General features: G+C 68.2%; 25 protein-coding genes. 15 read left to right on the top strand and 10 right to left on the bottom strand.

Annotated elements, in window-relative coordinates:
- Window positions 1–16 precede the first annotated feature (16 nt).
- The 3 genes from R4823_RS24305 to R4823_RS24295 all read right to left on the bottom strand — a co-directional run bounded on the left by R4823_RS24305 (window position 17) and on the right by R4823_RS24295 (window position 4011).
- Window positions 17–1486: a GTPase domain-containing protein gene (locus tag R4823_RS24305; protein ID WP_132980501.1), complete on the bottom strand. Its 1470-nt coding sequence runs from the start codon at window positions 1484–1486 to the stop codon at window positions 17–19.
- Window positions 1479–2903, bottom strand: coding sequence for a DUF2868 domain-containing protein (locus R4823_RS24300; protein ID WP_132980502.1), 1425 nt, complete (start codon window positions 2901–2903; stop codon window positions 1479–1481). Before R4823_RS24300 ends, R4823_RS24305 begins: the two co-directional genes overlap by 8 nt.
- A gap of 64 nt (window positions 2904–2967) precedes the next feature.
- Window positions 2968–4011: a phosphate/phosphite/phosphonate ABC transporter substrate-binding protein gene (locus tag R4823_RS24295; RefSeq protein WP_132980503.1), complete on the bottom strand. Its 1044-nt coding sequence runs from the start codon at window positions 4009–4011 to the stop codon at window positions 2968–2970.
- 132 nt (window positions 4012–4143) lie between these two features.
- Between R4823_RS24295 and R4823_RS24290 the strand changes: the two genes are divergently transcribed.
- Window positions 4144–4929, top strand: a complete 786-nt coding sequence (locus R4823_RS24290) for a GntR family transcriptional regulator (RefSeq protein ID WP_132980504.1) — start codon at window positions 4144–4146, stop codon at window positions 4927–4929.
- Here R4823_RS24290 and R4823_RS24285 read toward each other — a convergent pair.
- Complete coding sequence (locus R4823_RS24285) at window positions 4913–5863, bottom strand: PfkB family carbohydrate kinase (RefSeq protein WP_165963310.1); 951 nt, start codon at window positions 5861–5863, stop codon at window positions 4913–4915. The two genes, R4823_RS24290 and R4823_RS24285, sit on opposite strands and share 17 nt — an antisense overlap.
- A 218-nt stretch (window positions 5864–6081) precedes the next feature.
- Here R4823_RS24285 and R4823_RS24280 point away from each other — a divergent pair, with 218 nt between their 5' ends.
- Window positions 6082–6240, top strand: coding sequence for a hypothetical protein (locus tag R4823_RS24280; protein WP_165963311.1), 159 nt, complete (start codon window positions 6082–6084; stop codon window positions 6238–6240).
- A gap of 6 nt (window positions 6241–6246) precedes the next feature.
- Here R4823_RS24280 and R4823_RS24275 read toward each other — a convergent pair whose 3' ends face one another.
- The gene (locus tag R4823_RS24275; protein WP_132980506.1) at window positions 6247–7212 is read right to left on the bottom strand and encodes a LysR substrate-binding domain-containing protein; all 966 of its coding nucleotides are present in this window, start codon (window positions 7210–7212) and stop codon (window positions 6247–6249) included.
- A 137-nt stretch (window positions 7213–7349) separates the two neighbouring features.
- Here R4823_RS24275 and R4823_RS24270 point away from each other — a divergent pair, with 137 nt between their 5' ends.
- Complete coding sequence (locus R4823_RS24270) at window positions 7350–8555, top strand: M20 aminoacylase family protein (protein WP_132980507.1); 1206 nt, start codon at window positions 7350–7352, stop codon at window positions 8553–8555.
- Between the two features lie 29 nt (window positions 8556–8584).
- Window positions 8585–9568 carry a tripartite tricarboxylate transporter substrate binding protein gene (locus tag R4823_RS24265; RefSeq protein ID WP_132980508.1) on the top strand — a complete coding sequence of 328 codons (984 nt, stop codon included), beginning with the start codon at window positions 8585–8587 and terminating at the stop codon, window positions 9566–9568.
- 12 nt (window positions 9569–9580) lie between these two features.
- On the opposite strand, the gene R4823_RS24260 is transcribed toward R4823_RS24265, so the two are convergent.
- The gene (locus tag R4823_RS24260) at window positions 9581–10486 is read right to left on the bottom strand and encodes a LysR family transcriptional regulator (RefSeq protein ID WP_132980509.1); all 906 of its coding nucleotides are present in this window, start codon (window positions 10484–10486) and stop codon (window positions 9581–9583) included.
- A 116-nt stretch (window positions 10487–10602) separates the two neighbouring features.
- On the opposite strand from R4823_RS24260, the gene R4823_RS24255 reads away from it, so the two are divergent.
- The 6 genes from R4823_RS24255 to R4823_RS24230 are packed head-to-tail and all read left to right on the top strand — an operon-like array spanning window position 10603 to window position 15092.
- A complete protein-coding gene (locus tag R4823_RS24255) occupies window positions 10603–11586 on the top strand; it encodes a 2Fe-2S iron-sulfur cluster-binding protein (RefSeq protein ID WP_132980510.1) in 984 nt (327 codons plus the stop codon).
- Between the two features lie 44 nt (window positions 11587–11630).
- The gene (locus R4823_RS24250) at window positions 11631–12890 is read left to right on the top strand and encodes an aromatic ring-hydroxylating dioxygenase subunit alpha (protein WP_132980511.1); all 1260 of its coding nucleotides are present in this window, start codon (window positions 11631–11633) and stop codon (window positions 12888–12890) included.
- An 18-nt stretch (window positions 12891–12908) separates the two neighbouring features.
- On the top strand, window positions 12909–13382 hold the full coding sequence (locus R4823_RS24245; RefSeq protein WP_132980512.1) for an aromatic-ring-hydroxylating dioxygenase subunit beta: 474 nt from the start codon (window positions 12909–12911) through the stop codon (window positions 13380–13382).
- A 7-nt stretch (window positions 13383–13389) separates the two neighbouring features.
- Window positions 13390–13701, top strand: a complete 312-nt coding sequence (locus tag R4823_RS24240; RefSeq protein WP_132980513.1) for a non-heme iron oxygenase ferredoxin subunit — start codon at window positions 13390–13392, stop codon at window positions 13699–13701.
- A gap of 34 nt (window positions 13702–13735) precedes the next feature.
- A complete protein-coding gene (locus R4823_RS24235) occupies window positions 13736–14113 on the top strand; it encodes a chorismate mutase (protein ID WP_132980514.1) in 378 nt (125 codons plus the stop codon).
- Window positions 14114–14141: 28 nt separating this feature from the next.
- Entirely contained in the window at window positions 14142–15092 is a 951-nt protein-coding gene (locus R4823_RS24230) for a tripartite tricarboxylate transporter substrate binding protein (protein ID WP_243724660.1), read from the top strand.
- 26 nt (window positions 15093–15118) lie between these two features.
- On the opposite strand, the gene R4823_RS24225 is transcribed toward R4823_RS24230, so the two are convergent.
- On the bottom strand, window positions 15119–15313 hold the full coding sequence (locus R4823_RS24225; RefSeq protein ID WP_132980516.1) for a type II toxin-antitoxin system RelE/ParE family toxin: 195 nt from the start codon (window positions 15311–15313) through the stop codon (window positions 15119–15121).
- A 75-nt stretch (window positions 15314–15388) separates the two neighbouring features.
- Window positions 15389–16363 carry a tripartite tricarboxylate transporter substrate binding protein gene (locus R4823_RS24220; protein ID WP_132980517.1) on the bottom strand — a complete coding sequence of 325 codons (975 nt, stop codon included), beginning with the start codon at window positions 16361–16363 and terminating at the stop codon, window positions 15389–15391.
- A 138-nt stretch (window positions 16364–16501) separates the two neighbouring features.
- Here R4823_RS24220 and R4823_RS24215 point away from each other — a divergent pair, with 138 nt between their 5' ends.
- Genes R4823_RS24215 through R4823_RS24205 form a run of 3 tightly spaced genes read left to right on the top strand, consistent with a single transcriptional unit; the run spans window position 16502 to window position 19332 of the window.
- A complete protein-coding gene (locus R4823_RS24215) occupies window positions 16502–17077 on the top strand; it encodes a VOC family protein (protein WP_132980518.1) in 576 nt (191 codons plus the stop codon).
- Window positions 17070–18572, top strand: a complete 1503-nt coding sequence (locus R4823_RS24210) for a bifunctional 3-(3-hydroxy-phenyl)propionate/3-hydroxycinnamic acid hydroxylase (protein WP_132980519.1) — start codon at window positions 17070–17072, stop codon at window positions 18570–18572. The genes R4823_RS24215 and R4823_RS24210 overlap by 8 nt, the downstream gene beginning before the upstream one ends.
- Before the next feature lie 4 nt (window positions 18573–18576).
- Complete coding sequence (locus R4823_RS24205; protein ID WP_130355469.1) at window positions 18577–19332, top strand: IclR family transcriptional regulator C-terminal domain-containing protein; 756 nt, start codon at window positions 18577–18579, stop codon at window positions 19330–19332.
- Between the two features lie 5 nt (window positions 19333–19337).
- On the opposite strand, the gene R4823_RS24200 is transcribed toward R4823_RS24205, so the two are convergent.
- Both R4823_RS24200 and R4823_RS24195 read right to left on the bottom strand, forming a co-directional pair.
- A complete protein-coding gene (locus R4823_RS24200) occupies window positions 19338–20051 on the bottom strand; it encodes a GntR family transcriptional regulator (protein ID WP_130355468.1) in 714 nt (237 codons plus the stop codon).
- Between the two features lie 117 nt (window positions 20052–20168).
- Complete coding sequence (locus R4823_RS24195; RefSeq protein ID WP_130355467.1) at window positions 20169–20666, bottom strand: flavin reductase family protein; 498 nt, start codon at window positions 20664–20666, stop codon at window positions 20169–20171.
- Between the two features lie 85 nt (window positions 20667–20751).
- Here R4823_RS24195 and R4823_RS24190 point away from each other — a divergent pair, with 85 nt between their 5' ends.
- Together R4823_RS24190 and R4823_RS24185 are read left to right on the top strand one after the other, a co-directional pair.
- A complete protein-coding gene (locus R4823_RS24190; protein ID WP_132980520.1) occupies window positions 20752–22224 on the top strand; it encodes a 4-hydroxyphenylacetate 3-hydroxylase N-terminal domain-containing protein in 1473 nt (490 codons plus the stop codon).
- Entirely contained in the window at window positions 22221–24053 is a 1833-nt protein-coding gene (locus R4823_RS24185; RefSeq protein ID WP_132980521.1) for a CocE/NonD family hydrolase, read from the top strand. The genes R4823_RS24190 and R4823_RS24185 overlap by 4 nt, the downstream gene beginning before the upstream one ends.
- Window position 24054 lies beyond the last annotated feature (1 nt).

Raw genomic sequence — 24054 nt, 5'->3', positions numbered from 1 at the left:
CCGCGAAGGCGGTCCCTTACCGGCCGTTGGCGGCGCCCATCGCGGCGGGATAGAGCTTGCGCAGGATCTGCAGGCAGGCGTCCTCGAGCAGGGCGGCCAGTTCCGTGGCTGCCTCCCGGGGGCTGTCGTCCTGGCGTGCCCGGGCCCATATGCGCTGCAACGCCGCCGTCCGCGCCTGCACCACTTCCATGACCTCGTCGCGCCAGAAGGCCGGCGCCTCGCCTTCGACGTAGTCGCCCCGGCCGCGGCCGAAGTGGATGATGGCGAGATAGCGCAGCAGGTCCGCCGCCACCAGCGCGTGCAGGAATTCGTCGGTCAGGCGGGCGGTCGCGTGTTCGGTGCCCTTGGCCTTGTTGATGCCCCAGGCCGCGCCGGCGAACGTGGCCGCGCCGACTATGGCCCCTACCAGCATGCCTCCGCCCAGGGTCAAGCCGCCGGCCAGGAGGTCGGCCGACGCGCCGGTGGCCGCGCCCGACGCGATGGCGCCCAGCAGCCCCGCCTGCTTCACATCGACGGGCGCACTGAAGGCGAAGTTCTCGCGCAAGCGCTGGTTCAGCGGCGCCGCCGCGCTGCCCTGGAGCCCGTGAAGCGCCAGCAGGCGGGCCGTGGTCTGGGCGCCGGCGCGCGACAGGCGCGTGGTGATGGCGGCCATGGCCGCGTCCCGCGCGCTTTCCGGCGCGGACCGGGCCAGGCCCAGGGTGCCCAGCGCCGACCGGATCGCCGAGGCATCGCCCACCGCTTCGGCGTCGCGGGCGGCCTCGACGATCTGGCGGGCGATGAGATCCATGGACTGCTGGAAACGGTCGAGATTGCGCTTGTCCCAGGCCGAGGCCAGCCGGGCATAGCCGGGCTGGACGGCTGCCGGCAGGCAGGCGCGGATGGCGTCGAACAGCACCCGCTCGTGTACCCAGCTGCGGGCGAATGCATCCAGCGGCACGACGTCGCGCACCACGCCGTAGGGCCGGAGATGGTCGGTCCAGCGCGCGACGTCTTCCTGCTCGCGCGGGGCGGGACGAGGCGGCCCCATCTGGTTGAGCAGCACCACCACGGGCTTGCCCAGCCATTGCAGGATCTGCATCTCGGGCGCGACATAGCCCGCATCCTGCGGATCTTCCGAGGCATTGACCAGATACAGCACCACGTCGGCGTTGTCGCGCGCCGCCTGCAGTGCGCGCTGGCTGAGCCAGAAAGCGCGGTCGCTGACCCGGTCCCAGACTTCGGTCAGGAACCATCCCACGGGGTTACCCGCCATCTCCAGCCGCCTGGCCAGCCGCGCGGAGTCGCCGAAACCCGGCGTGTCCCACAGGTACAGTTCGTCGCCGTCGCCGGTGGTGAACAGGCGATACGCATCGGCGGCCTGCGTGACGTGAGCCGCGTCGCGGACCTCTCCCACGTCCGCGCCCAGCAGGGTGCGGGCCAGCGTCGTCTTGCCGGCATTGGTGTGGGACACCAGGCAGAGCTGTATGCGGACGGGCTTGTCAGGCATCGGGAGGATGGAGCAGATCGACGAAGGTGACCGGCACCTTGTGCAGCGTGCCGAAATCCTGCCACAGGCGCCGGCGTTCTTCCAGGCGGCGATCGGCACCGGCCTGGCCGTCGAGCCGCGCCGCGTAGGCCGACTGGTCGACGGCCAGCACGATCTTGCCGGGCAGCGCGCGCGCCAGGTGATCGAGGAAGGCGCCATGGTTCTCGGCTTCGGGCGTGGCGGACAGATTCACCAGCGCGGCGGTGACGGTGGCGGGCTCGCCCGCCGAGTCCGGCGCCGGCATGTCCTGCGGATCGGCGCCGTAGTCCCAGCCGGGCAGCACGGTGGCCTGCGCGGTGTCGCCCAGCATGGAGCGTGCCACCGCCTGCAAGGCCCGCCCGCGCGCGGCGTCGACGGCGAAGCTGTAGGGGATGACGCGCAGGCGCAGCGGCACGGGGCTGAGCGAACCCAGCAGCTTGCGGTAGTAGGGCAGTCCCATGTCCAGCGGGAAGTCCGCGCGCAGTCGTGTTTCCTTCCAGCGCGCCACCGCCGCCAGCGCCAGGCGGGGAATCACGACCACGATGGCCAGCAGCGCCGCGTACAGATGGACCCAGCGGGCGCCGCCCGTCGCGAAGCCGTCGGCGTCGAACCGCAGCGCGGCGATTTCCGCCGGCGTGAAGCCTGGCACGCGGAACAGCCAGGTCGCGGGCGCGAACAGCACGCCCAGGATCGCGTGCACCTGGCTGGCGTCGAGGAAGGTGCTTTCCCAGCCCACGCGGTATTCGACGGTCAGGCCGCGCGCGTACAGCGAAAGCGCGATGCCGGCGCCGAACAGCGCGGCGCAGAGATGGAGGATGCGCTTGCCGCGCGCCAGATGCAGCGGCGCGGCCAGGCGCTGCCAGTCGAGCGCGAAGCGCGTCCCGGCGGTGGCCAGTGCCGAAGAGCCGCGGCGCCGGTTCCAGCCTGCCGGCAGCCACGGCCGCGCGAACAGTGCCGTTCCCCGCCGCCGCAGCGACGGCACCGCAGCGGATACGGCCAGGATCGCGTACATCAGCAGATTCCAGGCCAGCACGCCCAGCAGCGGCGGCGACAACAGGTCCATGCGGTGAGGGTTGGCGATGCGTTCGGCCAGGGCGCCGGCCAGGAAGGCCGCCAGCGGAAGCAGCCAGCCGGCCAAGGCCGCCAGGCGATGAGGATGGCGCAGGGCCCTGACCGCCGGCGCACGCCGTTCCAATCCATCGAGCAGCAGGGCCGCGCGCGTCTCCAGGAAGCGGCCGGCCGGATCCCGCCCGGCGTCGCGGCCGCCTTGCAGCCCGCACAGATTGCGGGCGCTCAGGCTGGCCTCGCGGCGATCCTCGGCCCGCAGCAACTGGTGTTCGTCATCGGTGGTTTCTATGGCGTGGGCCAGAACCACGTCTCTGGCCGCTCGTTCGTCCATCGGCGTCCTGATCGGTTCTCCAAGCCGACAGACTATATAGGAATCGGCGCCAGCGGGCAGGCGGCTAGTGCGATGCGTCCGCGGTCGGCATGGCCACGGCCTTGCGCCGCGGCCGGTCCAGCGCCGTGCGCAGCGAAGCGTACTCCTGTTCGATGCGCATCAGCCGCGCCCGTCGCGACGATTCGTCGGTCCAGTTGCCCTGCAGCGCGCTTTGCCGGTCGAAGCGGTAAACGAGATAGGCGTTGTCCAGCAGCGCGGCGTCGCCGGCGGCCTCGAATCCGGCCAGGTCGTGCCTGGCCAGTTGTTCCTGGCCCGGGCGCGCCTGCCCCAGCGAGGCCAGGTGGGCGGCCAGGCGCGCCCGCACGGACTCGGGCAGCGCGCGCCGGGCCACGACCAGCGGCGCGGGCAGCGGGTCCGACCGCCACAGCACGGCGAGCCGGCCGTATTCCATGGGGAAGCGTTCCTTGAAGCGAGCCAGGTCGGAGCCGGTGGTCAGGCCCACGTCGGCCTCGCCGTTGGCGACCGCCAGTGCGTTGGTCTGGTGGCTGCCCTGGGCTTCGGTCGCGAAGAAGGCCTCCATGCGCAGGCCGCGCGGCAGGAACAACTGGAGCTGCGGCATCAGATAACCCGAGAACGAGCGTACCTCGCCTCTTGCCAGGCGCCATTTGGCCGGCAGGGCCAGCATCTGGTCCAGCGTGGCCGGCGCGGCGCCACGCCGGGCGATGAGGAGCGTGCGGTGGCGGTCGGAGTCGGCGGGCAGCCCGCGAGCGATCACCGTCATGCCGTCGCGGGTCACGGCGTCGATGGCCAACTGGCCTGAGAGCACTGCCACGTCGATCTCGCCCCGCCGCAGGGCCGCCGCCATGGCGTCGTAGGACGTCGGCGCGAGCAGCCGGGCCGGCTGGCCCAATACCCGGGACAGGTCCGAGACCAGGGGAGCCCAGTCGTTGCGGGTTTCCAGCGGGCCTTCGACCGGCAGCACGCCCAGCCTGAGCGGCTGGCCGTGTACGGTGGATGCGGCCATCGCCAGGCCCGCCGCCGCCAGGCACAGCAGGGCGGGCAGCAAGGGCCGGCGGAGACGCCGCGACGGACGGCCGGAAACAGGCATGGGTGCTTCCCGATGAATCGACCTGTGCTTATGGATTTATTTTTGGTATCTTGTTTTCCTGTAATTGGATTCTTTTTTTGTGTCCATTGCAAGGCGCGTCACAATATTCCCTTCAGCATCCACCTCCCGCCCATGCCCCTGCAAGCGCCCGCCCCGGCCGATCCGGTATTGGAGTTGCTGCTTTCGCGGCTGCGCCTGCACGACACCGTCACCACGCCGTACTACATCCAGTTGCAGCGCCAGATCCAGGCGCTGATCGATGGCGGTGAGCTGCGTCCCGGCCATGGATTGCCGTCCGAGCGCGTGCTGGCGCAGGCGCTGAACCTCAGCCGCACGACCATCAAGCGCTGCTACGACGCCTTGCGGGACGTCCAGGCGGTGACCAGTTCCAAGGGCCGCGGCGGCACCGTGGTCAAGGCCGCCCCCCGCGTATCGCCGGCCATGCAGCGGCTCAAGGGCTTCACCGAGGAAATGCGGGAGCTCGGCCTGGAGCCTTCGACCCGCGTGCTCGAGCGTGCCGTGGTCCAGGACCGGATGGTGGCGTCGGTCTTCGGGCGGCCGTCGAATGCCGAGTTCCTGAAGTTGGTGCGGGTGCGCCTGGCCGACGACGCGCCCATGTCCCGCGAGGTCGCATGGTACGACCTGGCCGTCGCGCCGGCGCTGGCTGCGTGGGACGGCCAAGGGTCGGCCTATGCGTACCTGCGCGAACATTGCGGCATTGAACTGGCCTGGGCCGACCAGTCCGTCGAGGCCGTGCTCAGCTCGCCGGAGGAAGGAGAGGTCTTCGGCTTCCCCCAGCCCGGCCCCTGTCTGCTGCTGAAGCGGCGATCCCATTCGGTCCAGGACACGCTGGTCGAATACGTGGAAGGCACGTTTCGCGGCGATGCCTACGTCTATCGCCTCAAGCTGAGGTCCTGAGCATGGCCTGGAGTCCGGCGCGGTCGGGCAGCGAGGCCAGGATGCCGGCGTGTGCGACCGACCAGGCGCCGCATGCGCCGGCGGTCTCCAGCGCGTCCGCCATGCCTTGCCCGCCGGCCAGCGCCCAGCACAGGCCGGCGCTGAAAGCGTCGCCCGCGCCTATGGTCTTGACCGCGCGCGTAGGAATGGGGGCGGCCGCATGGTGGGTGCCGTCGCGGTGCCATGCCGCGCTGCCCTGGTCGCCCAGGGTGACGACCAGCCAGCTTCCCTGCCAGCGCCGCCATAGCGCGGGCAGGGCCGCGGCCACCCGGCGCAGCCGTTCGTCCCGGTCGCCGGGCAGCGGGCATTCCAGCAGGGCTTGCGCCTCGCCGGCGTTGACGACCAGCACGTCGGTACCGGCCAGGACCTCGTCTGGCAGCGCTTGCCAGGGCGATGGATTCAGCACGGCCAGGACGCCGTGCGCGCGTGCGAGCGCCAGCGCGGCTCGCACCGCGTCGAGCGGAACCTCGAGCTGGGCGTAGAGCAATTCCGCCGAGGCGATGTCGCTTGCCGCGGCGGCGACCTGGTCCGGCCCCAGGGCTTCGTTGGCGCCGGGGTGCACGACGATCTGGTTGTCGCCGCTGGCGTCGACGAACCCGGCGCCGTGCCCCGAAGGCAGGTCGCAGCGCAGGACCCGCCGGGTGTCGAGTCCTTCGTCATGCAGCCATGCCAGCACCCGGTCCGCCGGCGCATCGTTGCCGATGGCCATCATCAGGTCGACGCGGGCGCCCAGGCGGTGGCATCCCACCGCCACGCTCAGGCCCTTGCCCGCCGGTTCGGCGACGAAGGTCCGCGCCCGCAGGGTTTCGCCCAGCCGGGGCAGCCGGTCCATCCCCCAGCAGCAGGCCTGCATGAAGCTGCCCAGGACGGCGATGCGAGGCGGTGCATCGGACATGTTCGTGTCCTCGTGTTGCCAGCGGCCTTCAGGGTCGAGCGGACGCGTACGCCGCTCGCGCGCGCCTCGCATTACGACTTCGTAATGGACTTTTGGGCCTGGATCGCATGCATGACGGGCGCAAGCGCCGGATGGCGCCTTTCCGGATAGTAACCGTCGCGGCGGTCGCGGAGGGAGTGCCGACACTAGACTGGAAGCTCTTGATAGGAGGACTCGCCATGGCGACATTTCTGGTTTTCGTCGGCATCATCGCGGCAACGGTGGCCGTCATATACATCCTGGTCAAGCTCCTGATGATGTTCAACGGCTCGGACAAGGACGACAAGCCGGGGCAGGACGCATCGTCCGCCGCCAAGGCCGAGGCGGCGCGGAAATAGACGCCGTCAAAGAAGCACGTCCACCGACTTGAACACGCGCCGCAGCGCCGGATCGCGGGAGCCCATGCCGGCGCGTACCTGGTCGAAGAAGTAGTCCAGGAAGCGCTGCGCCGCCCACGACAAGGTGTCGTGGCGCCGGCGCACGATGCCGACCTCGTGCGGCGCGAACGCCTCCTTCAGGTGGAAGGGAACCAGCACCCCGTGGCCACCGCCCGACTCCAGCAGGGGCCAGGGGCAGAAGGTCAGCATGTCGGTGCGGCTGACGAGTTCGAGCACCAGCGAGGCCGAATGCGCCAGATGGATGCGGCGCGCCGGGACCGCGTAGCCGTGCTGCACGAACAGGTGATTCAGCAACAGGGTTTCTTCCTGCGGGGCGTAGTTCAGCAGCCAGTCGCACTCGAGCAGCTGGCCCAGGCTGCGCGCGCGTGCGCGGGGATGGCCGGCGCGTGCGGCCACGGTGGCCTCGTAGGAAAACACGGGCGTGGTCTGCAGGTCGGTATGGCGGGGCAGGCCCGAGGTGCGTCCGATGAGCAGATCCAGGGCCCCCTCGCGCAGCTTGGGCACGGCGACCGCCGACAGGCCCTCGAACAGCTCCAGCTGCACGTTCGGAAGTTCGCGGTGGAAGGTCTGGATGATGGCCGGCAGCAGGCTTTGCGCCACCCAGGGCGTGACGCCGACGGACAGGCGCACGGCCGCCTCGGCGTTACGGTAGCGGATCATTTCGGCGTCGGCGCTGGCAAGCTGTTCCACGATGATCTGCGCGTGCTGGAGCAGCGAGCGGCCCGCCGGCGTCAGGCCTATGCCGCTGCTGTGCCGGATGAACAGCGGGAGTTCGCACTGGGTTTCGAGTTCGCGCGCGGCCTGGGTGACCGCGGCCTGGGTCACGCCCAGTTCGCGCGCCGCCGAGCGGATGCTGCCTTGCTGGGCGATGGCGACGAGATAGCGGATCTGGTGCAGCTTCAGGGGCAGCATGGCGTGCGAAGGCGGGCGGACGGTGGGGGAATAGTAATGCTTGTCGGGACAACAGGCAGTGGTCTTCTGCGGCGCAACGGGGCGGCCTAGACTGCTTCCATGGCGCGACTTCCGCAGCGCCTGCCGCCAGGAGCCCCATGAGCACTTTTCCAGAATCCGCCGTCTTGCCCGGCATACGCGCCATCGAACCGGAAATGGTTGCCTTGCGCCGCCACATCCATGCTCATCCCGAGCTTGCGTTCGAAGAGTTCGGCACCAGCGACCTGGTGGCGGAGCGGCTGGCCGCATGGGGCTACGAGGTGGACCGGGGACTGGGCGGCACCGGGGTCGTCGGCACGCTGGCGTCGGGCAGGGGCGGGCGCCGGCTGGGGCTGCGGGCCGACATGGACGCGCTGCCCATCCATGAAAGGACCGGCCTGCCCTATGCCAGCACGCGGCCAGGCAAGATGCACGCCTGCGGCCACGACGGCCATACCGCGATCCTGCTGGCCGCGGCGCGCCATCTGGCCGAGACGCGCGGCTTCGACGGCACCCTGCACGTGATCTTCCAGCCGGCCGAGGAAGGGCTGGGCGGTGGCCGCAAGATGGTGGAAGATGGCCTGTTCGAGCGGTTTCCCTGCGATGCCGTGTTCGCGCTGCACAACATGCCGGGGTATCCGGCGGGCAAGTTCGGGTTCATGAGCGGCTCGTTCATGGCCTCGTCGGACACCGTCATCCTCACCGTCAGGGGACGCGGCGGCCACGGCTCCTCGCCGCACCTGGCCAGCGATCCGGTGGTGGCGGCCGCGCACATCGTGCTGGCCTTGCAGACCATCGTCTCGCGCAATGTGGATCCGCGCGATATGGCGGTCGTTTCCGTTGGCGCCATCCATGCCGGCGACGCGCCCAACGTCATTCCCGACAGCGTGGAACTGAAGCTGTCGGTACGCGCCTATCGTCCCGAGGTCCGGGCGATGCTGCGCGATCGCATCACCGAGCTCGTCCGGGCGCAGGCGGCCACCCTGGGCGTGGAAGCCGACGTCGACTACCACTGGCGCTATCCCGCGCTGGTCAACGATGGCGCGTGCACCGACTTCGCGCGGCAGGTCGCGCTGGATTGGCTGGGCGAGGACGGCCTGATCGCGGGCCTGCAGCCCCTGACCGGGAGCGAGGATTTCTCGTTCATGCTCGAACGTTGCCCGGGCAGCTACCTGATCGTGGGCAATGGCGTGGGCGACACGCATGGCACGGGGGGCTGCATGGTGCACAACCCCGGCTACGATTTCAACGATCGCATCCTGCCGCTGGCGGCCTCCTACTGGGTCAGGCTGGCCGAGCGGTTCCTGGCCGCGCCGGATCGCTGAACCCTTTCCTCCATCGTACGGAGTTCCTCATGAAAGCTGTTCTTCTTCGCCGGCGTGTCCTGGCCGCCGCCATCGGGCTGGCTTGTGCCGTGCCCGCCATCGCCGCCGCCCAGGGCGACTACCCCGCCAAGCCCATCAAGTTCGTCGTCGGCTATCCGGCGGGAGGCTCCGTGGACCAGATGGGGCGCGTGGTGGGGGAGGCCATGGCGCGCCGGCTCAATGGCGTGGCGGTGATCGAGAACCTGGGCGGTGCCGCGGGCGCCATCGGTGCGCAGCGGGTAGTCAACAGCGCGCCGGATGGCTACACGCTGCTGGCCGGCTCCAGCAACGAGCTGGTCGCCACGCAGCAGATCAACCCGGCGCAGCGCTACGACGCCCGCAAGGACCTGACGCCCATCGGCATGGTGGCCTGGGCACCCGTCATCCTGGCCGCCGGCCCCAAGACCGGGGTCAGGTCGCTGGCCGAACTGGTGGATGAGGCACGCAAGCATCCCGGCAAGTTCAGCTACGGCAGTTCGGGCGTCGGCTCCACGCTGCATTTCGCCGGCGAGCTGTTCAAGCAGCAGGCAGGCCTGGTGATGACGCACATTCCCTATCGCGGCGTGGCGCCGCTGACCAGCGACCTGGCCGGCGGAACGCTGGACCTCGCGGTCCTGTCGCCGACGGCGGCCGTTCCTTTCATCAAGGCGGGCCGCATCACACCGCTGGCGGTGACGGGGGCCAAGCGCATCCCCTCGCTGCCCGACGTGCCCGCGATGAACGAGCTGCCGGCGTTGAAGAACTACGAATTGTCCGGCTGGTTCGCGCTCATGGCGCCGCGCGGCCTGCCGGATCCCCTGCGGACGCGGCTGGCCGACGCCCTGCGGCAGACGCTGCAGGATCCCGCGGTGCGCGCGACCCTGGAGGGGGCAGGCATGGAGGTCGCCACGGGCCGGGAAGATCTGTCGCGGCTGCTGGCCGACGAAAGCGCCAAGTATGCCCAACTGGTGAAGTTCGGCGGCATGCGCGAATAGCGGGCCGCGCCGCTATTTGTCAGAGAACTCGTCGAAGATGAGGCCGCGCAGCCACTGGTTGGACGGTTCGCGGTGGAACTTCGCGTGCCAGAACAGGTTGATGCCTATCCGCGGCAGCGCCACCGGATGGTTCACCGCGGCCAGGTTGAACGGTTCCAGGCATTCGGCCGCGTAGCGCTCGGGCACGGTGGCGATCATGTCGGTCGACCGCAGGATGTGGCCGATCGCCACGAAGTGCGGCACGGTCAGGCGCACCTTGCGCTGTACGCCCTTCTTCTGCATGAATTCATCGACGATGCCGTGTCCGGTGCCGGCCGACACCGCCACCACGTGATCGGCCTTGCGGAACGCATCCAGCGTCAGCTTGCGGCCGTCCAGCGCGTGTCCGCGCCGGAACATGCAGACGTATTTCTGCGTGAACAGCCGGCGCTGGAAGAAGCCGGCATTGAGCTGCGGCAGCAGCCCGATGGCCAGGTCCACGTGGCCGGCCTCCATTTCGTCCCTGAGGTTGACCGCCGTGTTGCGCACCGTGTTGATCGACACGCCCGGCGCGATCCGGGCCGTGGCCTCCATCAGCCTGGGCAGGAAATAGATCTCGCCGATGTCCGTCATGCCGACCGTGAAGGTGCGGTTGCTGCTGGCCGGATCGAAGCTGCTGCGGAAGTTCAGCGTGTCCTGGATGGTGCCCAGCGCATAGGCGATGGGTTCGGCCAGTTGCCGTGCGTAGGGCGTGGGTTCCATCCCGCGGGTGGTGCGCAGGAACAGGTCGTCGCCCAGCAGCTTGCGCAGCCGGTTGAGCGCATTGCTGACCGCCGGCTGCGTCAGTCCGAGCTTCTCGGCCGCGCCCGATACCTTGCGTTCCATCAGCATCTGGTTGAAGACGACCAGCAGATTGAGGTCGATGTCTTTCAGTTCCATGAGGCCAACCATTCACACTGGTGATTGAGTCTATTCACGATATTCTATATATAAATATTCGACCCCTTCCTATACTTTCGTCGACGAACACAACTACTCCAAGACGCGAGACACACATGGAATTGGTCGTTCAGCCCATGGGCCGCTCGCTGGCGGTGGAGCCAGGCGCGAACCTGCTGCAGACGCTGCGCAGCAATGACGTCCCCGTGTCCTACAGCTGCATGGCCGGCCGTTGCGGCACCTGTCGATGCAAGGTGCTGGACGGTGGCGTGCTGGAATCGGGCCGCGAGGCCAAGCTGACCAATCCGCACGACGGCCGCTACGTGTTGGCCTGCATGAGCGTGCTGACGGACAACTGCACCATCGAGATCCCCGAGGTCGACGAACTGGTGGTGCATCCGGCCAAGGTGCTCAAGGCTTCCGTGGCCAGCATCGAGGCCGTCACCCACGACATCCGCCGCGTGGTCCTGCGATCGGCCAAGACGCTGGAGTTCTCGCCCGGCCAGTACGCGACGCTGCAATTCACCCCCGAGCACATCCGGCCGTATTCGATGGCCTGCCTGAGCGGCAACGAACTGGAGTTCCACGTGCGCGTGGTGCCCGAAGGGCGCGTCTCGGGCTACATCGACACCCAGTTGAAAGTAGGCGACCAGGTGCGCGTCAGCGGCCCGCTGGGCACGGCCTACCTGCGCCGCAAGCACGCCGGCCCGATGCTGTGCGTGGCCGGCGGGACCGGACTGGCGCCCGTGCTGTCCATCGTGCGCGGCGCGCTCGAGGCGGGCATGCGCAACGACATCCACCTGTACTTCGGCGTGCGTTCCGAACAGGACGTCTACGGCAAATCCTGGCTCGACGAGCTGGCGGCCCGGCATGACAATCTGCACGTGCACGTCGTCGTGGCGGCGGGGGCTGAACTGCCGGGACACCGCAGCGGCCTGGTGACCGACGCGGTCGACGCCGACTGGGCCGGCCTGGCCGGCTGGCGTGCCTACCTGTGCGGGGCGCCGCCCATGGTCGATGCCGCCACCCTGGTGCTGGCGCGCAAGGGCCTGTCCGCCGACCACGTCTACGCCGACGCTTTCTACGCAAGCAGCGATTGACCGCGCCCGCGCGCGATCCCAACCATCACGACAAGGAGGCAAGCATGGGTGAAACCACCGTTTTCCCGCGCGAACTCGAATGGAAGGACAGCGGTTCCAGCCGCATCCCGTTCTGGGCCTATACCGACGAGTCGCTCTACAAAAAGGAGCTCGAGCGCTTCTTCTACTCGGGCCACTGGAACTACATCGGCCTGGAGGCCGAGATTCCGAACCCGGGCGACTTCAAGCGCACCGTGGTGGGTGAGCGCTCGGTCATCATGACCCGCGCCGAGGACGAGACCATCCATGTGATCGAGAACGTCTGCGCGCACCGGGGCATGCAGTTCTGCCGCGAGCGCAGCGGCAATCGCAAGGAACTCGTCTGTCCCTACCACCAGTGGAACTACACGCTCAAGGGCGACCTGCAGGGCGTGCCGTTCCGGCGCGGCGTCAAGCAGGGCGGCAAGGTCAACGGCGGCATGCCGGCCGACTTCAAGACCGCCGACAACAACCTGAACAAGCTCAAGGTCGCCACCCGGGGCGGTGTCGTGTTCGCTTCGTTCGACCACGGCGTGCCGTCGCTGGAGGAGTTCCTGGGCCCGGTCATCCTGGGCTATTTCGACCGCCTGTTCAACGGCCGCAAGCTCAAGCTGCTGGGCTACAACCGCCAGCGCATTCCGGGCAACTGGAAGCTGATGCAGGAGAACATCAAGGACCCGTACCATCCGGGCCTGTTGCACACCTGGTTCATCACCTACGGCCTTTGGCGCGCGGACAACAAGTCCGAGCTGAAGATGGACGACCGGTTCCGCCACGCCGCCATGATCTCCACGCGCGGTTCGGCGGGCGTGAAGTCCGAGGTCACCGCCGGCGTGACCAGTTTCAAGGAAACGATGGAGATCAACGACAAGCGCCTGCTCGACATCGTCCACGAGCCATGGTGGGGCGAACCTACCGCCGTGATGATGACGATCTTCCCCAGCGTGATCTTCCAGCAGCAGGTCAACAGCGTGTCCACGCGGCACATCCAGCCGAACGGGCATGGCTCGTTCGACTTCGTCTGGACGCATTTCGCCTTCGAGGACGATACGCCGGAGATGATCCAGCGCCGCCTGATCCAGGCCAACCTGTTCGGCCCGGCGGGATTCGTGTCGGCCGACGACGGCGAGGTCATCGAGTTTTCGCAGAGCGGCTTCGAGCAGAAGCCCTATCACCGTGCCCTGGCGGAGCTGGGCGGAACGGGCGTCGAGAACACGGACCACATGGTGACCGAGACGCTGATCCGCGGCATGTACGAGTACTGGCGAAAAGTGATGGACGTCTGAGGGCCTGGAGAAACGAACATGAACGATGTGCAGATCTACCTGGAAGTGGCCCGCCTGCATGCCGACTACGCGGCGGTCGTGGACAGCCGGCAATGGGAGGCGTGGCCCGATTTCTTTCTGGACGAGTGCGAATACAAGATCCAGCCGCGCGAGAATTTCGACCGCGGGCTGCCGCTGGCCACGCTCTACCTGATCAGCAAGGGCATGCTGAAGGACCGCGTGTACGGCATCAGCGAGACCCTGTTCCACGATCCCTACTACCAGCGGCACGTGTGCGGCCTGCCGCGCATCCTGAAGGACGAGGGCGGCGAGCTGCAGGTGGAGGCCAACTACGCCGTGTTCCGCACCAAGCTGACCGGCGAATCCACGGTATTCAACGTCGGCCGCTACATCGACCGCATCCGGCGCACCCCCGAGGGGCTGAAGTTCGCGTCGCGCGTGTGCGTGTTCGATACCGAGATGATTCCCAATTCCCTGATTTATCCGATTTGAGGTGACCATGGCTGACTGGACCGATGTGGCGGCGACGGATGACGTGCCGGAGGACGACGTGATCGGCGTGCAGGCGGCGGGCAAGGACCTGGCGCTGTACAGCGTGGAAGGAGAGTTCTACGCTACCGACAACATCTGTACGCACGGCCACGCACGCCTGTGCGATGGCTTCCTGGAAGGGGCGGAGATCGAATGCCCGCTGCACCAGGGCCGCTTCGACGTGCGCAGTGGCAAGGCGATGTGCGCGCCGCTGACCGAAGACATCAAGACCTACCCCCTCAAGGTCGAGGGCGGGCGCATCTGGCTGCAGTTGAACTAGTCCGATGCCGTATTTGCGACAAGGAGACATGCACATGCAGGAGCCTGACCAGACAGGCCGTCCGCTGCGGGCCTACACCGATCCGGCATACCGGCCGCTGTGCGCGACGCTGGCCGAGGTCCGCGCCAACATCGACCGGCTGGACGACCAGATCGTGGCGCTGCTGGCGCAGCGCGCCATGTACGTGAAGGATGCCGCGCGTTTCAAGAAGGACGCCTTCCAGGTCAGCGCGCCGGCGCGCCAGGCCGAGGTGTTCGCCAAGGTGCGCGCGCTGGCCACCCGCCACAACCGGGGATTCGAAGGCCTGGAGGACGTGGTGGATGCCGGCTACCGTGCACTGGTGGCCGCATTCATCGCCGTCGAGCAGAAGTATCACGACAGGATGACCAGCACGGAGGACGGAAATGCATAAGCAATGGAAACGCGCGGCGGCCCGGGGAATGATGGCCGCGCTGGTGGCCTGTGCGCTGCCGCTGGCGGCCCAGGCGCAGGCCTGGCCGGCCCGGCCGCTGAAACTGATCGTGCCGTTCGGGCCCGGATCCAGCCCCGACCAGGTCGCGCGCGTGGTGGGCGATCGCCTGGGCGGCCTCCTGGGGCAGACCGTGGTGGTCGAGAACCGTCCCGGCGCCAGCGGCAACATCGGCACCAACGCCATCGCCAAGGCGCAGCCTGACGGCTACACCTTCGGCGTGTCCATCACCGGGCCCCTGGTCAACAACACCGTGCTGTTCGACTCGCTGCCCTACGATCCGGCCAAGGACATCGCGCCGCTGACGCTGGCGGTGCACCAGCCCAACGTGCTGGTGGTGCCGGCCTCGTCGGGCATCGCCAACGTGGCGCAACTGCTGGACACGCTGAAGAAGAACCCGGACAAGTACAACTTCCCGTCCACCGGCGCCGGCACGGTCTCGCACCTGTCGGTGGAACTGATGCTGCAGCAGATCGGCGCCAAGGCGGTGCATGCGCCCTATCCGTCGTCTCCGGCCGCGCTGACCTCCCTGCTGTCCGGCGACACCCAGTTCGCCGCGCTGCCGCCCATCGCCGTCATGCCCATGGTGAAGGACGGCCGGCTCAAGGCCCTGGCCGTGACCTCGTCCAAGCGCTCGGCCCTGCTGCCCGACATCCCGACCCTGGGCGAAGCCGGCGTGCCCGGCATCGAGGGCTCGGCCTGGATAGGCTTCGTCATCTCGTCCAAGGTGCCGGCCGACATCCAGAAGAAGCTGTCGGATGCGCTGATCACCGCGCTGAAGGACCCCGAGGTCGGCAAGAAGCTCGAGACGCAGTACATGGAACCCGCCGCCACGACGCCGCAGGCGTTCCGCCGCTACATGGACGACGAGCTCAAGCGCTGGGCGCCGTTGATCAGGAAGCTGGGGTTGAAGGGGCAGTAGCGGTCAGGCCGTCGGGCTGGACAAGGTCAGGGGAACATCTGCGCCGTATGCTTGAGCCTCAGGATTTCCACGATGCGAGCCTTGGTCTTATCGCGTAGTTCCCGGCCGAACGCCAACGCTTCGGCCGGACTGTCCTGGGCAATGTAGTCGATGATGCTTTCGAGGTCTGCCTCGGCCATGGGGCGCCAGAGGATTTGGTAAAGCGGCGTCGTCTTCGACATTGGCAGAGTTTATTGATTTCATGCAACTTCAGGACGAGAAGGACCGGACCATCCGCGACCCGGTCGCCTTCCGGCTCAATCCAGCCTGACCTTGGCCTTGCGCACGACCTCGCCCCACTTGGCGCGGTCGGCCGCGATGAACGCCGCGAATTCCGCCGGCGTGTTCCCTTTCAGTTCTCCGCCATACGAGCGCCATTTCTCGGCCAGCTCCGGCGACTGCGCGGCCTTGCGCATGGCCTCGCTCAGCTTGTCGACGATGGCCTTGGGGGTGCCGGCCGGCGCCAGCAGCCCCTGCCAGGCGATGGGTTCGAAGTCGGCGATGCCCGACTCGGCGAAAGTCGGCACGTCGGGGAAGGTGGGGTGCCGCTGCTTGCCCGTGATCGCCAGCAGCTTGAGCTTGCCCGCGCGGATGTTGCCCGCCGCCGCCGGAAGCCCGTCGAACATCAATTGCACCTGGCCCGCCAGCAGGTCCGCATAGGGGCTGTTGCTGTTGTAGGGCACGAAATTCAGCTTGGTGTCGGCGCTGAAACCAAACCATTCGCCCGACAGGTGGGAGTAGCTGCCCGGCCCCTGGGTGGCCACGTTGACCGCATCGGGCCTGGATTTCATCAAGGCCAGCAGGGCGCGGACGTCGTTGGCGGGTAGCTTGGGCGTGGCGATCAGGCCGGTGTTCAGGATGCCGAGCAGGCTGACCGGCGTGAAGTCCTTGGCCGCGTCGAACGGAAGCTTGGAATACAGGTGCGGCACCACGGACAGCGTGCTGGTGGTGCCGATGTACAGGGTGTAGCCGTCGGGCGTGGCGCGCGCGGCCGCCTCGGTGCCGATGATGCCGGAAGCCCCCGGGCGGTTGTCCACGAACACAGTCTGTCCCAGGACCTTGGTCAGTTCGGCCGCGATTTCGCGGGCATTGGCGTCGGGGCCGGTGCCGGCGGCGAAGGGGGCGATGATGCGGACCGCCCGCGCGGGGTAGTCCTCGGCATGGGCGCCGGTCGAAACGAGGGCCGCCAGGGCGATGGCGGGCAGGCCGATGCGGCGTAACAGCGGATTCATGGGGCGTCTCCTGGGTTCATCACTTCCGTGATTTTTGTTTGTCTATTATCAAAATAAGAGAATTGGTATATATTTAAAACACACGACAACCAAAAAATCAACTTTTATTCTCCTTTAAAGAGAACGAAAGGAGGAGTAATGGCAGTGCAACCCTCCCACGCCCCCCACGCCGGCCTGTCGCTCGCCTTCAGCCATCTTGGGCTGTATGCGCGCGATATCGACGCGATGGCGCAGTTCTACCGGACCGTGCTGCGCTTTACCGAGACCGACCGCGGCAACCTGGGCCATACCCGCCTCATCTTCCTGAGCCGCGATCCGGCCGAGCATCACCAGATCGTCCTGGTATCGGGCCGGCCCGAAGACCTGCGGTTCAGCGTCGTGAACCAGATCTCGTTCCGCGTTCCCGACCTGCCCACGCTGCGGCGCTTCCATGAGCGGCTGGTCGAGGCCGGTGTGGACGACATCCAGCCCGTGACCCACGGCAACGCGGTCTCCATCTATTGCCGCGATCCGGAAGGCAATCGGCTGAAACTGTTCATGGACACCGACTGGTATTGCGAGCAGCCACTGCGCGAACCGGTCGATTTCCGCGACAGCGACGAGGAGATCCTGCGCAAGGCGCAGGCCATCGCCCGCCGCTATCCGCGTTTCCAGCCTCGCGCCCAATGGCAGGCCGAGGTCGCACGGCGCATGGAAGCCGACCAGCATGCGTGAACGTCCATCGATGACGGCCGACGTGGCGATCGTCGGCTACGGGCCGGTGGGGGCCCTGCTGGCCAACCTGCTGGGGCAGGCGGGGTTGTCGGTGCTGGTGCTGGACAAGGAGCGCCAGGTCTATCCCTTGCCGCGCGCCATCCATTTCGATGGCGAGGTCATGCGCATCTTCCAGAGCGCGGGCCTGCGGGAGGCGGCGCTGGCGGTGTCGCGGCCGGGCAACCAGGGCATGCATTTCGTCAACGCCGAAGGCCGGACCCTGCTGATCCGGGGCGGCACGGCCGACGACGGGCCGCACGGGTGTGCCAACAATTACTATTTCCACCAGCCCGAACTGGAGCGTGTGCTGCGCGAGGGCGTTGCCCGCCATGCGGGGGTGGCGGTCCGGCTGGGCTGCGAAGTGACGGCCTTGCGCGAACGCGGCGATTGGGTCGAACTGGACCTGGCGGACGGCGGCACCGCGCGCGCCCGCTATGTCGTCGGCTGCGACGGAGCCCGGTCGCTGGTGCGCAAGACCATGGACAGCAGGATGGAGGATCTGGGCCTGCACCAGCCGTGGCTGGTCTTCGACGCGATCCTGAAGGACGATGGGCCGTCCCTGCCCGCGCACACCGTGCAGTATTGCGATCCGGCGCGGCCCATGACCTATTGCAACGTGGTCGGCCGCCGGCGACGCTGGGAGATCATGGTCATGCCGGGGGACGATACCGCCGCGCTGGTCCGGCCCGATACGCTGTGGGCGCTCGTTCGCCGCTGGGTCACCCCGGAGCAGGCCGACCTCGAGCGCGCCGTGGTCTACACCTTCCACTCCGTGCTGGCGCATGGCTGGCGCAAGGGCCGCATGCTGCTGGCCGGCGACTCGGCGCACCAGACGCCGCCCTTCCTGGGGCAGGGCATGTGCGCCGGCATGCGCGATGCCGCCAACCTGGCGTGGAAGCTCGAGGCGGTATTACGCGGGCGGGCCGGCGATGCGCTGCTGGATTCCTACGAGTCCGAGCGCGCGCCGCATGTCCGGGCCTTCGTGGAGCTGGCCGTGCGCCTGGGCGGCATCATCCAGGCCACCGATCCGGACGCGGCCCGCGAACGCGACCGGCGCTTCTCGGCCGGCGAGCCGGAGATCTTCGAATTCCCCTCGCCCGCCCTGGGGCCGGGACTCCAGGGCGACGCGCCCGCGCCCGCGGGGCTGCCCTTTCCGCAGCCGCGCCTGGACGACGGCCGGCTGCTGGACGAGGCGCTGGGCAACCGCATGGCGATCATCGGCGCGCCCAGCGTGGTGGCCGCGGTGGGAGACGCCACGCGCGAGCGCTGGCGGGCGATGGACGCGGTGGTGCTCGACCGTCCGGGCCGTACACTAGCGGCCTGGCTCGACGCGCACGGCGCGCGGGCCGTCGTGCTGCGTCCCGACCGCTACCTGATGGGCGTGGCGCGCACCTCCGACGAACTCGAGCGCATCACGGCCCGCCTGCCCGCGGCCGAGGTGGCTCTGTCCCGATGACCGCATGGAAGAAAAATCCGCCACCAGCCTGGAACGCATGCTGCGGGTGCTGGACCTGTTCGACGACGAGCACCTGACCCGCACCGCCGAAGAGATCGCGTCGCTGCTGGACGTGTCCCTGCCCACCGGCTATCGCTACGTGAAGACGCTGGGCGATGCGGGGCTGCTCCAGCGCGCCGGCGACTCGCGCTATGCGCTGGGCCCGCGCATCGTGGTGCTGGACTACTACATCCGGCGGGCCGATCCGTTGTTGCAGGTGGCGATTCCCCACATGGCCGAACTGGTGGAGAAAACCGGTTTCGATTGCGTGACCTCGGCCTGGTTCGGTTCGCAGATCCTGGACACGCACCGCGAACTGGGCAAGGCGCCCGCGACGCTGTCCTATGGGCGGGGGCGCCCCCGCCCGCTGTTCAGCGGCGGCGCGCCCAAGGTCATCCTGGCTTCGTTCGCGCCCGCGCAACTGCGCAAGCTGTTCGATGCGCACCCCGCCGACATCGCCCGGGCCGGCCTGCCCTCCGAGTGGCCGGCTTTCCGGAAGTACTACGCCGCGATCCGCCGGGCCGGCCATTACGTGTCCCGCGGCGAACTCGAGCCGCAGCTGGCAGCCATCGCGGCGCCCATACCCAAGGCCGACGGCGCTGTCTGGGGGGCCTTGTCGGTGGTGATAGACATGCCGCGCATCGACGTGGTGGACGTGCCGCGCGTGGTGCAACTGGTCAGGCAGGCCGCAGGCCGGATCGCCGACGAACTAGCGGGCTGAGGGCCTTAGCCCCGGTCCGACGGCTCGGCTTGCGCGGCAAGCGCCGTCTTGCTGGCGTGGGCCTGGATTTCCGCGACGAAGGCGAGCAGATGCGCTTCGGCCAGCCGCCCCGCGGTCACGCCGTCCCGCCGCGTCAGCGCTTCGATGATCTCGTCGTGCTCGTCCAGCGCGGCTTCCACCCGTTCGCCGAAGCGGACCGTGCCGACGCCGGCGCTGATCAGGAATTCGCCCCGGTCCCACAACGAAAAAGCCAGTTCGTTCAGGTTGGTCGCGCGCGCGATGGTGTGCAGCATCAGGTGGAATTTGCGGTTGCCGAGCCGATAGGCCTCGTCCCTTCCCGATGCGGACGAGGCCCGGTTGAAGGCTTTCCTCATCCGGTCGTTGATCGACTGCAGTTCGTCGATTTCCTCGGGCAGGGCGCGCTGTGCCGCTAGCCGGGCGAAATAGCCCTCGATCACCGCGAACAGGCCCAGGAAGTCGGTGACGTCGGACAGCGATGGCGTGGAGACGCGGCAGCCCACCTGGGGCGTGATCTCGACGAACTTCTCGATTTCCAGGCGCTTGAGCGCTTCCATGACGGGGAAGCGGCTGCTGCCTATGGCGGCCAGGACGGCGTCGATGTCGATCAACGCGCCCGCCGGCAGCTCGCCATTGAGCATCTGGGCTTTCAGGTGGTCGTAGGCCTGGTTCGCGAGCGGCTGCTTGCCCCTTGATTCCATGCGTATCTCGTATTCGTGGGTAGGCCCGGCACTGCGGGCTCCGGAGCAGTGCGGCGCCTTCCTGTGACGCGGCTGGCCGGCATTATAGCCGCCGGGTCATGGCCGATGACGCCCCGTTCAGGCGTGCGGAGCAGGCGCCTCGCCGGAGAAACGGCCGAAGCGGCCACGGTAGTAGACCAACGGATCGGCATCGTCGCCGGACTCCACCGCCACCACGTGTCCGACCAGGATGACGTGGTCGCCGGCGTCGTACTCGCAGGCCGTGTCGCAGAGCATGGATGCGTGCGCATCCGGCAGGCGCGGCGGTTCGAGGCCGGCATGCGGCGCCGCCGGCTCGGCGAACTTGGCCACGCCGCGCTTGGCGAAACGCATGGCCATGCCGGCCTGTTCCTGCGCCAGCACGTGGACACGGAATTGCTTGCTGCCCGAGAAGACCCGGCGCGACAGCGCGTGCTTGTCCAGGCAGAACAGGATCAGGGGCGGAGTCAGGGAGACGGAGGTCAGGGAACTGACCGTCACGCCCACGGGCGTGCCGTCCGCCGCGGTGGCCGTGACCACCGCGACTCCGGTGGGAAAGCTGCCCATGCAGCGCTTGAATTCGTCGGACGAGAGCATGTCGCGGGCCTTTCAGATCGTATTGACATGTTAACATGTTAGTCCTACGATGCGGACAAATCAACAAGGCTCAAGGAGAGCATCGATGGGTGTGCGCAGCGGATCGGAATACTGGGACCACTTGCGGTCCCAGCCCCGGGAAGTCTGGGTCGAGGGGCAGCGGGTCGAGGATGTGGCGCGGCATCCGGCCTTCGGCCGCACCGTCAGGCAGGTCGCCAAGCTGTACGACCTGCAATCGGATCCGGCGCACGCCAAGGTCCTGGCCGCGGCCGCCGACGCCCGCGGGCAGGCCTGCGCCACGGCCTTTCTCGTGCCCAAGACCCCACAGGATTTGCGCATCAGGCGGGCGGCCTTCGAAACGGTGGCCGAGCAGACCTTCGGGCTGCTGGGCCGCTCGCCCGATTTCATGAACACCATGCTGGCCGCGCTTCTCGACGGGCGGGACTATTTCCGCAAGGCGGGCGCGCGCTTCGAGGACAACCTCGTGCGCTACGTCGAGCACGTGCGCGACAACGACCTGTTCCTGACGCACGCCCTCATCACACCGCAGAACGACCGGTCCAAGGCCTCGCACGAGCAGGCCCAGTCCGACCTGCATCTGGGCGTGGTGCGCGAAACCGGCGAGGGGTTGATCGTGCGCGGCGCCCGCATGCTGGCGACCATGGGGCCGGTCGCCGACGAGGTACTGATCTACAGCCTGCCCATGCTCAAGCCGGGCGACGAACGCTATGCGGTCGCGTTCGCGCTGCCCCTGGCGACGCCGGGCCTGCGCCAGATCGCCCGGCCGCCGTTCGAGAAGGGACTGGCCAGGGACCACTACGAGCATCCGCTGGCCAGCCGCTTCGAGGAACCCGACTCCCTGCTGGTGTTCGACGATGTACTGGTGCCCTGGGACCGGGTGTTCATCAACCAGGACGTGGAGTTGTCCAACGGGATGTACGGCGGAACGGCGGTGCGGCAGTTCACGGCGCAGCAGACGTCGGTGCGGGGCCTGGTCAAGCTGAAGCTGGTCACCGGCGCCATGATCGCCGTCGCGCGCGCGATCAAGGCCGATATCCACCTGCACGTGCAGAACATGATCGGTGAGTGCCTGGATGCGGTCGAGATGGTCGAGTCCTGCATCGTGCGCGCCGAACTGGAAGCGGAAGCGGCGCCCAACGGCACCTTGCGGCCCAACCTGCGGCCCTATCACGCGATCCGCACTTTTCTGCCCACCATCTATCCGCGCGCGGTCGAATACCTGCAGAAGATAGGCGCGGGCGGCCTGCTGATGATGCCGGCGGAGTCCGATTTCGCAAGCCCGGTCGCGCGCGACGTGCTCAAGTACTACCAGGGCGCGGCCACCGGTTCGGTCGACCGCATCCGCATCTTCAAGCTGGCGTGGGACCTGTGCGGCGACGCCTTCGCCAGCCGGCAGATGCAGTACGAGCGCTACTACGTGGGGGATCCCGTGCGCCTGCTGGCCAGCTCCTATCACGAGGGCAACCGCTCGGCCTGCACGGCGCTGGTCGATCGCGCCATGGAACTGGCCGGCGAGCCGGCGGGGATGGAGCGATGAGCGCCGCGCGCCGGTCCGGCCCGGGATGCCGGTGGGCGGGACGTCTGGTGCTGGCGGCGGGGCTCGCGGGCGCGGCGGTTGCCGTGGCCGGCGATGCCAAGCCTGCCCTGCCGACGGCGTACCCCGCCGAATGGGACGTCACGTTCACGCAACGCGCGCCGCTGAAGGTCGGCGAAGGTTTCTGTCAGCCTCCCGTCGGCCCGGGCGTGTCTTCGGGCCTTTGCTACGGGAAGTACCTGGGATTCGATCCGAAACAAATCACCTACGCCAAGGGAACCCGCCTGTTCGCTGCTTCCCGGCCGCTCGACTGCGATATCCAGATGGACCAGGACGTCGCCATCACGCTGCGCGACGGCGTGAAGATCTATGCCGACGTGCTCCGCCCCGCCGGACAGGACAAGCTGCCCGCGATCATCGCATGGGGGCCGTATACGAAGTCGTTGCCCCAGGATCCGGAGTGGGTCTACCCCAGGGAAATGGGCGTGGATCCGGGATGGCTGACCGGCCTGGCGAAATTCGAGGCGCCGGATGCCGGCTATTGGGCCTGCCATGGCTATACCGTCGTCAACGTCGATCCGCGCGGGGTCGACGTGTCGGAAGGGGACATGCAGTTCTTCGGCAGGGTGGACGCGGCCGATGGCTACGAGGTGGTCGAATGGGTGGCGGCGCAGCCCTGGAGCAATGGCAAGGTCGGGATACATGGCAGCTCCTGGCTCGCCATGGTCCAGTTCCACATCGCCGCGCTGCGGCCCCCGCATCTGGCGGCCATCGCCCCGGCCAGCGCCCACATCACCGACCTGTACCGCCATCGGCTCATGAAGGGCGGCATTCCGAACACGCGGCTCAACACAGTGCTCACGCGGAGCATGCGCGGCTCGAATCGCTACGAGGAACCGTCGGTCATGGCGTCCAGGCAGCCCTTGATGAATGCCTACTGGGAAGACAAGATCGCCGACATGTCCAAGGTCGAGGTTCCCATGTACCTGGTCGGCAGCTATGGGCTGGAGGTGCAGGCGGCGGAGATGGATGGCTTCTTCCGGGCCGCGTCCCGGAACAAGTGGCTGCGCATCACCGACAAGGGGACGTGGGCCGACCAGTACATGCCCGAGAACGTCGACGACACGCGGCGTTTCTTTGATCGCTACCTGAAGGGGATGGACAACGGCTGGGAGCAGACCCCCAGGGTCCGGCTGGCCGTGCTCGATCCCGGCGGCGAGGACCGCGTGAACGTGCCCGCGAGCGACTGGCCGTTGGCGAACACGCAATACCGGAAGATCTACCTGGATGCGGCGAACGGCACGCTGTCGCCGCGGCCGGTCAGCTCGGCCTCGTCGGCCAGCTACGACGCCAGGACGGGGAAGCGCACCTTCGTCTACCGGTTCGAGCGGGATACGGCCGTCGTGGGGTATCTGCGGCTGCGCTTGTGGGTCGAGGTGGCCGGCGCCGATGACGGAGATTTCTTCGTCACGGTGCAGAAGACCGGCGCCGATGGGAAAGTCATCGAGGCGGCCAGGGGATACAAGGGGACCGGGGGCCGCCTGCGGGCGTCGATGCGCGCGCTCGATGCCGGCCTGTCCACGGACTTCCTGCCGGTCCCGTCGTTCCGCAAGCGCGAGCCACTGGGCGCCGGGCAGATCGTGCCGCTGGACATCTCGATCTCGCCGACCGGCATGATGTGGCGCGCGGGCCAGGAACTGCGATTGACCGTGGCCGGAGACGTGTTGAAGGGCACCACCGCGCCCACCAATGCGGGCCGGCACGTCATCCACGCCGGCGGCAGGTACGACGCCTATCTGCAGATTCCCGTCGTCGCGCTGAGCGGCGGATAGC

Source organism: Pigmentiphaga sp. CHJ604 (genome assembly GCF_036972535.1).
Taxonomy (GTDB): Bacteria; Pseudomonadota; Gammaproteobacteria; order Burkholderiales; family Burkholderiaceae_B; genus Pigmentiphaga; species Pigmentiphaga daeguensis.
This window is presented reverse-complemented; position numbering and strand designations above follow the sequence as displayed.

What these genes read in the sequence shown, in the direction of transcription:
- R4823_RS24235 (WP_132980514.1), top strand. Translation starts at nt 13,736, where the DNA reads ATGCAGGAGCCTGACCAGACAGGCCGTCCGCTGCGGGCCTACACCGAT.
- R4823_RS24190 (WP_132980520.1), top strand. Translation starts at nt 20,752, where the DNA reads ATGGGTGTGCGCAGCGGATCGGAATACTGGGACCACTTGCGGTCCCAG.
- R4823_RS24240 (WP_132980513.1), top strand. Translation starts at nt 13,390, where the DNA reads ATGGCTGACTGGACCGATGTGGCGGCGACGGATGACGTGCCGGAGGAC.
- R4823_RS24230 (WP_243724660.1), top strand. Translation starts at nt 14,142, where the DNA reads ATGATGGCCGCGCTGGTGGCCTGTGCGCTGCCGCTGGCGGCCCAGGCG.
- R4823_RS24275 (WP_132980506.1), bottom strand. Translation starts at nt 7,212, where the DNA reads ATGCTGCCCCTGAAGCTGCACCAGATCCGCTATCTCGTCGCCATCGCC.
- R4823_RS24295 (WP_132980503.1), bottom strand. Translation starts at nt 4,011, where the DNA reads ATGCCTGTTTCCGGCCGTCCGTCGCGGCGTCTCCGCCGGCCCTTGCTG.
- R4823_RS24220 (WP_132980517.1), bottom strand. Translation starts at nt 16,363, where the DNA reads ATGAATCCGCTGTTACGCCGCATCGGCCTGCCCGCCATCGCCCTGGCG.
- R4823_RS24215 (WP_132980518.1), top strand. Translation starts at nt 16,502, where the DNA reads ATGGCAGTGCAACCCTCCCACGCCCCCCACGCCGGCCTGTCGCTCGCC.
- R4823_RS24265 (WP_132980508.1), top strand. Translation starts at nt 8,585, where the DNA reads ATGAAAGCTGTTCTTCTTCGCCGGCGTGTCCTGGCCGCCGCCATCGGG.
- R4823_RS24185 (WP_132980521.1), top strand. Translation starts at nt 22,221, where the DNA reads ATGAGCGCCGCGCGCCGGTCCGGCCCGGGATGCCGGTGGGCGGGACGT.
- R4823_RS24285 (WP_165963310.1), bottom strand. Translation starts at nt 5,863, where the DNA reads ATGTCCGATGCACCGCCTCGCATCGCCGTCCTGGGCAGCTTCATGCAG.
- R4823_RS24245 (WP_132980512.1), top strand. Translation starts at nt 12,909, where the DNA reads ATGAACGATGTGCAGATCTACCTGGAAGTGGCCCGCCTGCATGCCGAC.
- R4823_RS24290 (WP_132980504.1), top strand. Translation starts at nt 4,144, where the DNA reads ATGCCCCTGCAAGCGCCCGCCCCGGCCGATCCGGTATTGGAGTTGCTG.
- R4823_RS24200 (WP_130355468.1), bottom strand. Translation starts at nt 20,051, where the DNA reads ATGGAATCAAGGGGCAAGCAGCCGCTCGCGAACCAGGCCTACGACCAC.
- R4823_RS24305 (WP_132980501.1), bottom strand. Translation starts at nt 1,486, where the DNA reads ATGCCTGACAAGCCCGTCCGCATACAGCTCTGCCTGGTGTCCCACACC.
- R4823_RS24205 (WP_130355469.1), top strand. Translation starts at nt 18,577, where the DNA reads ATGGAAGAAAAATCCGCCACCAGCCTGGAACGCATGCTGCGGGTGCTG.
- R4823_RS24280 (WP_165963311.1), top strand. Translation starts at nt 6,082, where the DNA reads ATGGCGACATTTCTGGTTTTCGTCGGCATCATCGCGGCAACGGTGGCC.
- R4823_RS24195 (WP_130355467.1), bottom strand. Translation starts at nt 20,666, where the DNA reads ATGCTCTCGTCCGACGAATTCAAGCGCTGCATGGGCAGCTTTCCCACC.
- R4823_RS24260 (WP_132980509.1), bottom strand. Translation starts at nt 10,486, where the DNA reads ATGGAACTGAAAGACATCGACCTCAATCTGCTGGTCGTCTTCAACCAG.
- R4823_RS24250 (WP_132980511.1), top strand. Translation starts at nt 11,631, where the DNA reads ATGGGTGAAACCACCGTTTTCCCGCGCGAACTCGAATGGAAGGACAGC.
- R4823_RS24300 (WP_132980502.1), bottom strand. Translation starts at nt 2,903, where the DNA reads ATGGACGAACGAGCGGCCAGAGACGTGGTTCTGGCCCACGCCATAGAA.
- R4823_RS24210 (WP_132980519.1), top strand. Translation starts at nt 17,070, where the DNA reads ATGCGTGAACGTCCATCGATGACGGCCGACGTGGCGATCGTCGGCTAC.
- R4823_RS24255 (WP_132980510.1), top strand. Translation starts at nt 10,603, where the DNA reads ATGGAATTGGTCGTTCAGCCCATGGGCCGCTCGCTGGCGGTGGAGCCA.
- R4823_RS24225 (WP_132980516.1), bottom strand. Translation starts at nt 15,313, where the DNA reads ATGTCGAAGACGACGCCGCTTTACCAAATCCTCTGGCGCCCCATGGCC.
- R4823_RS24270 (WP_132980507.1), top strand. Translation starts at nt 7,350, where the DNA reads ATGAGCACTTTTCCAGAATCCGCCGTCTTGCCCGGCATACGCGCCATC.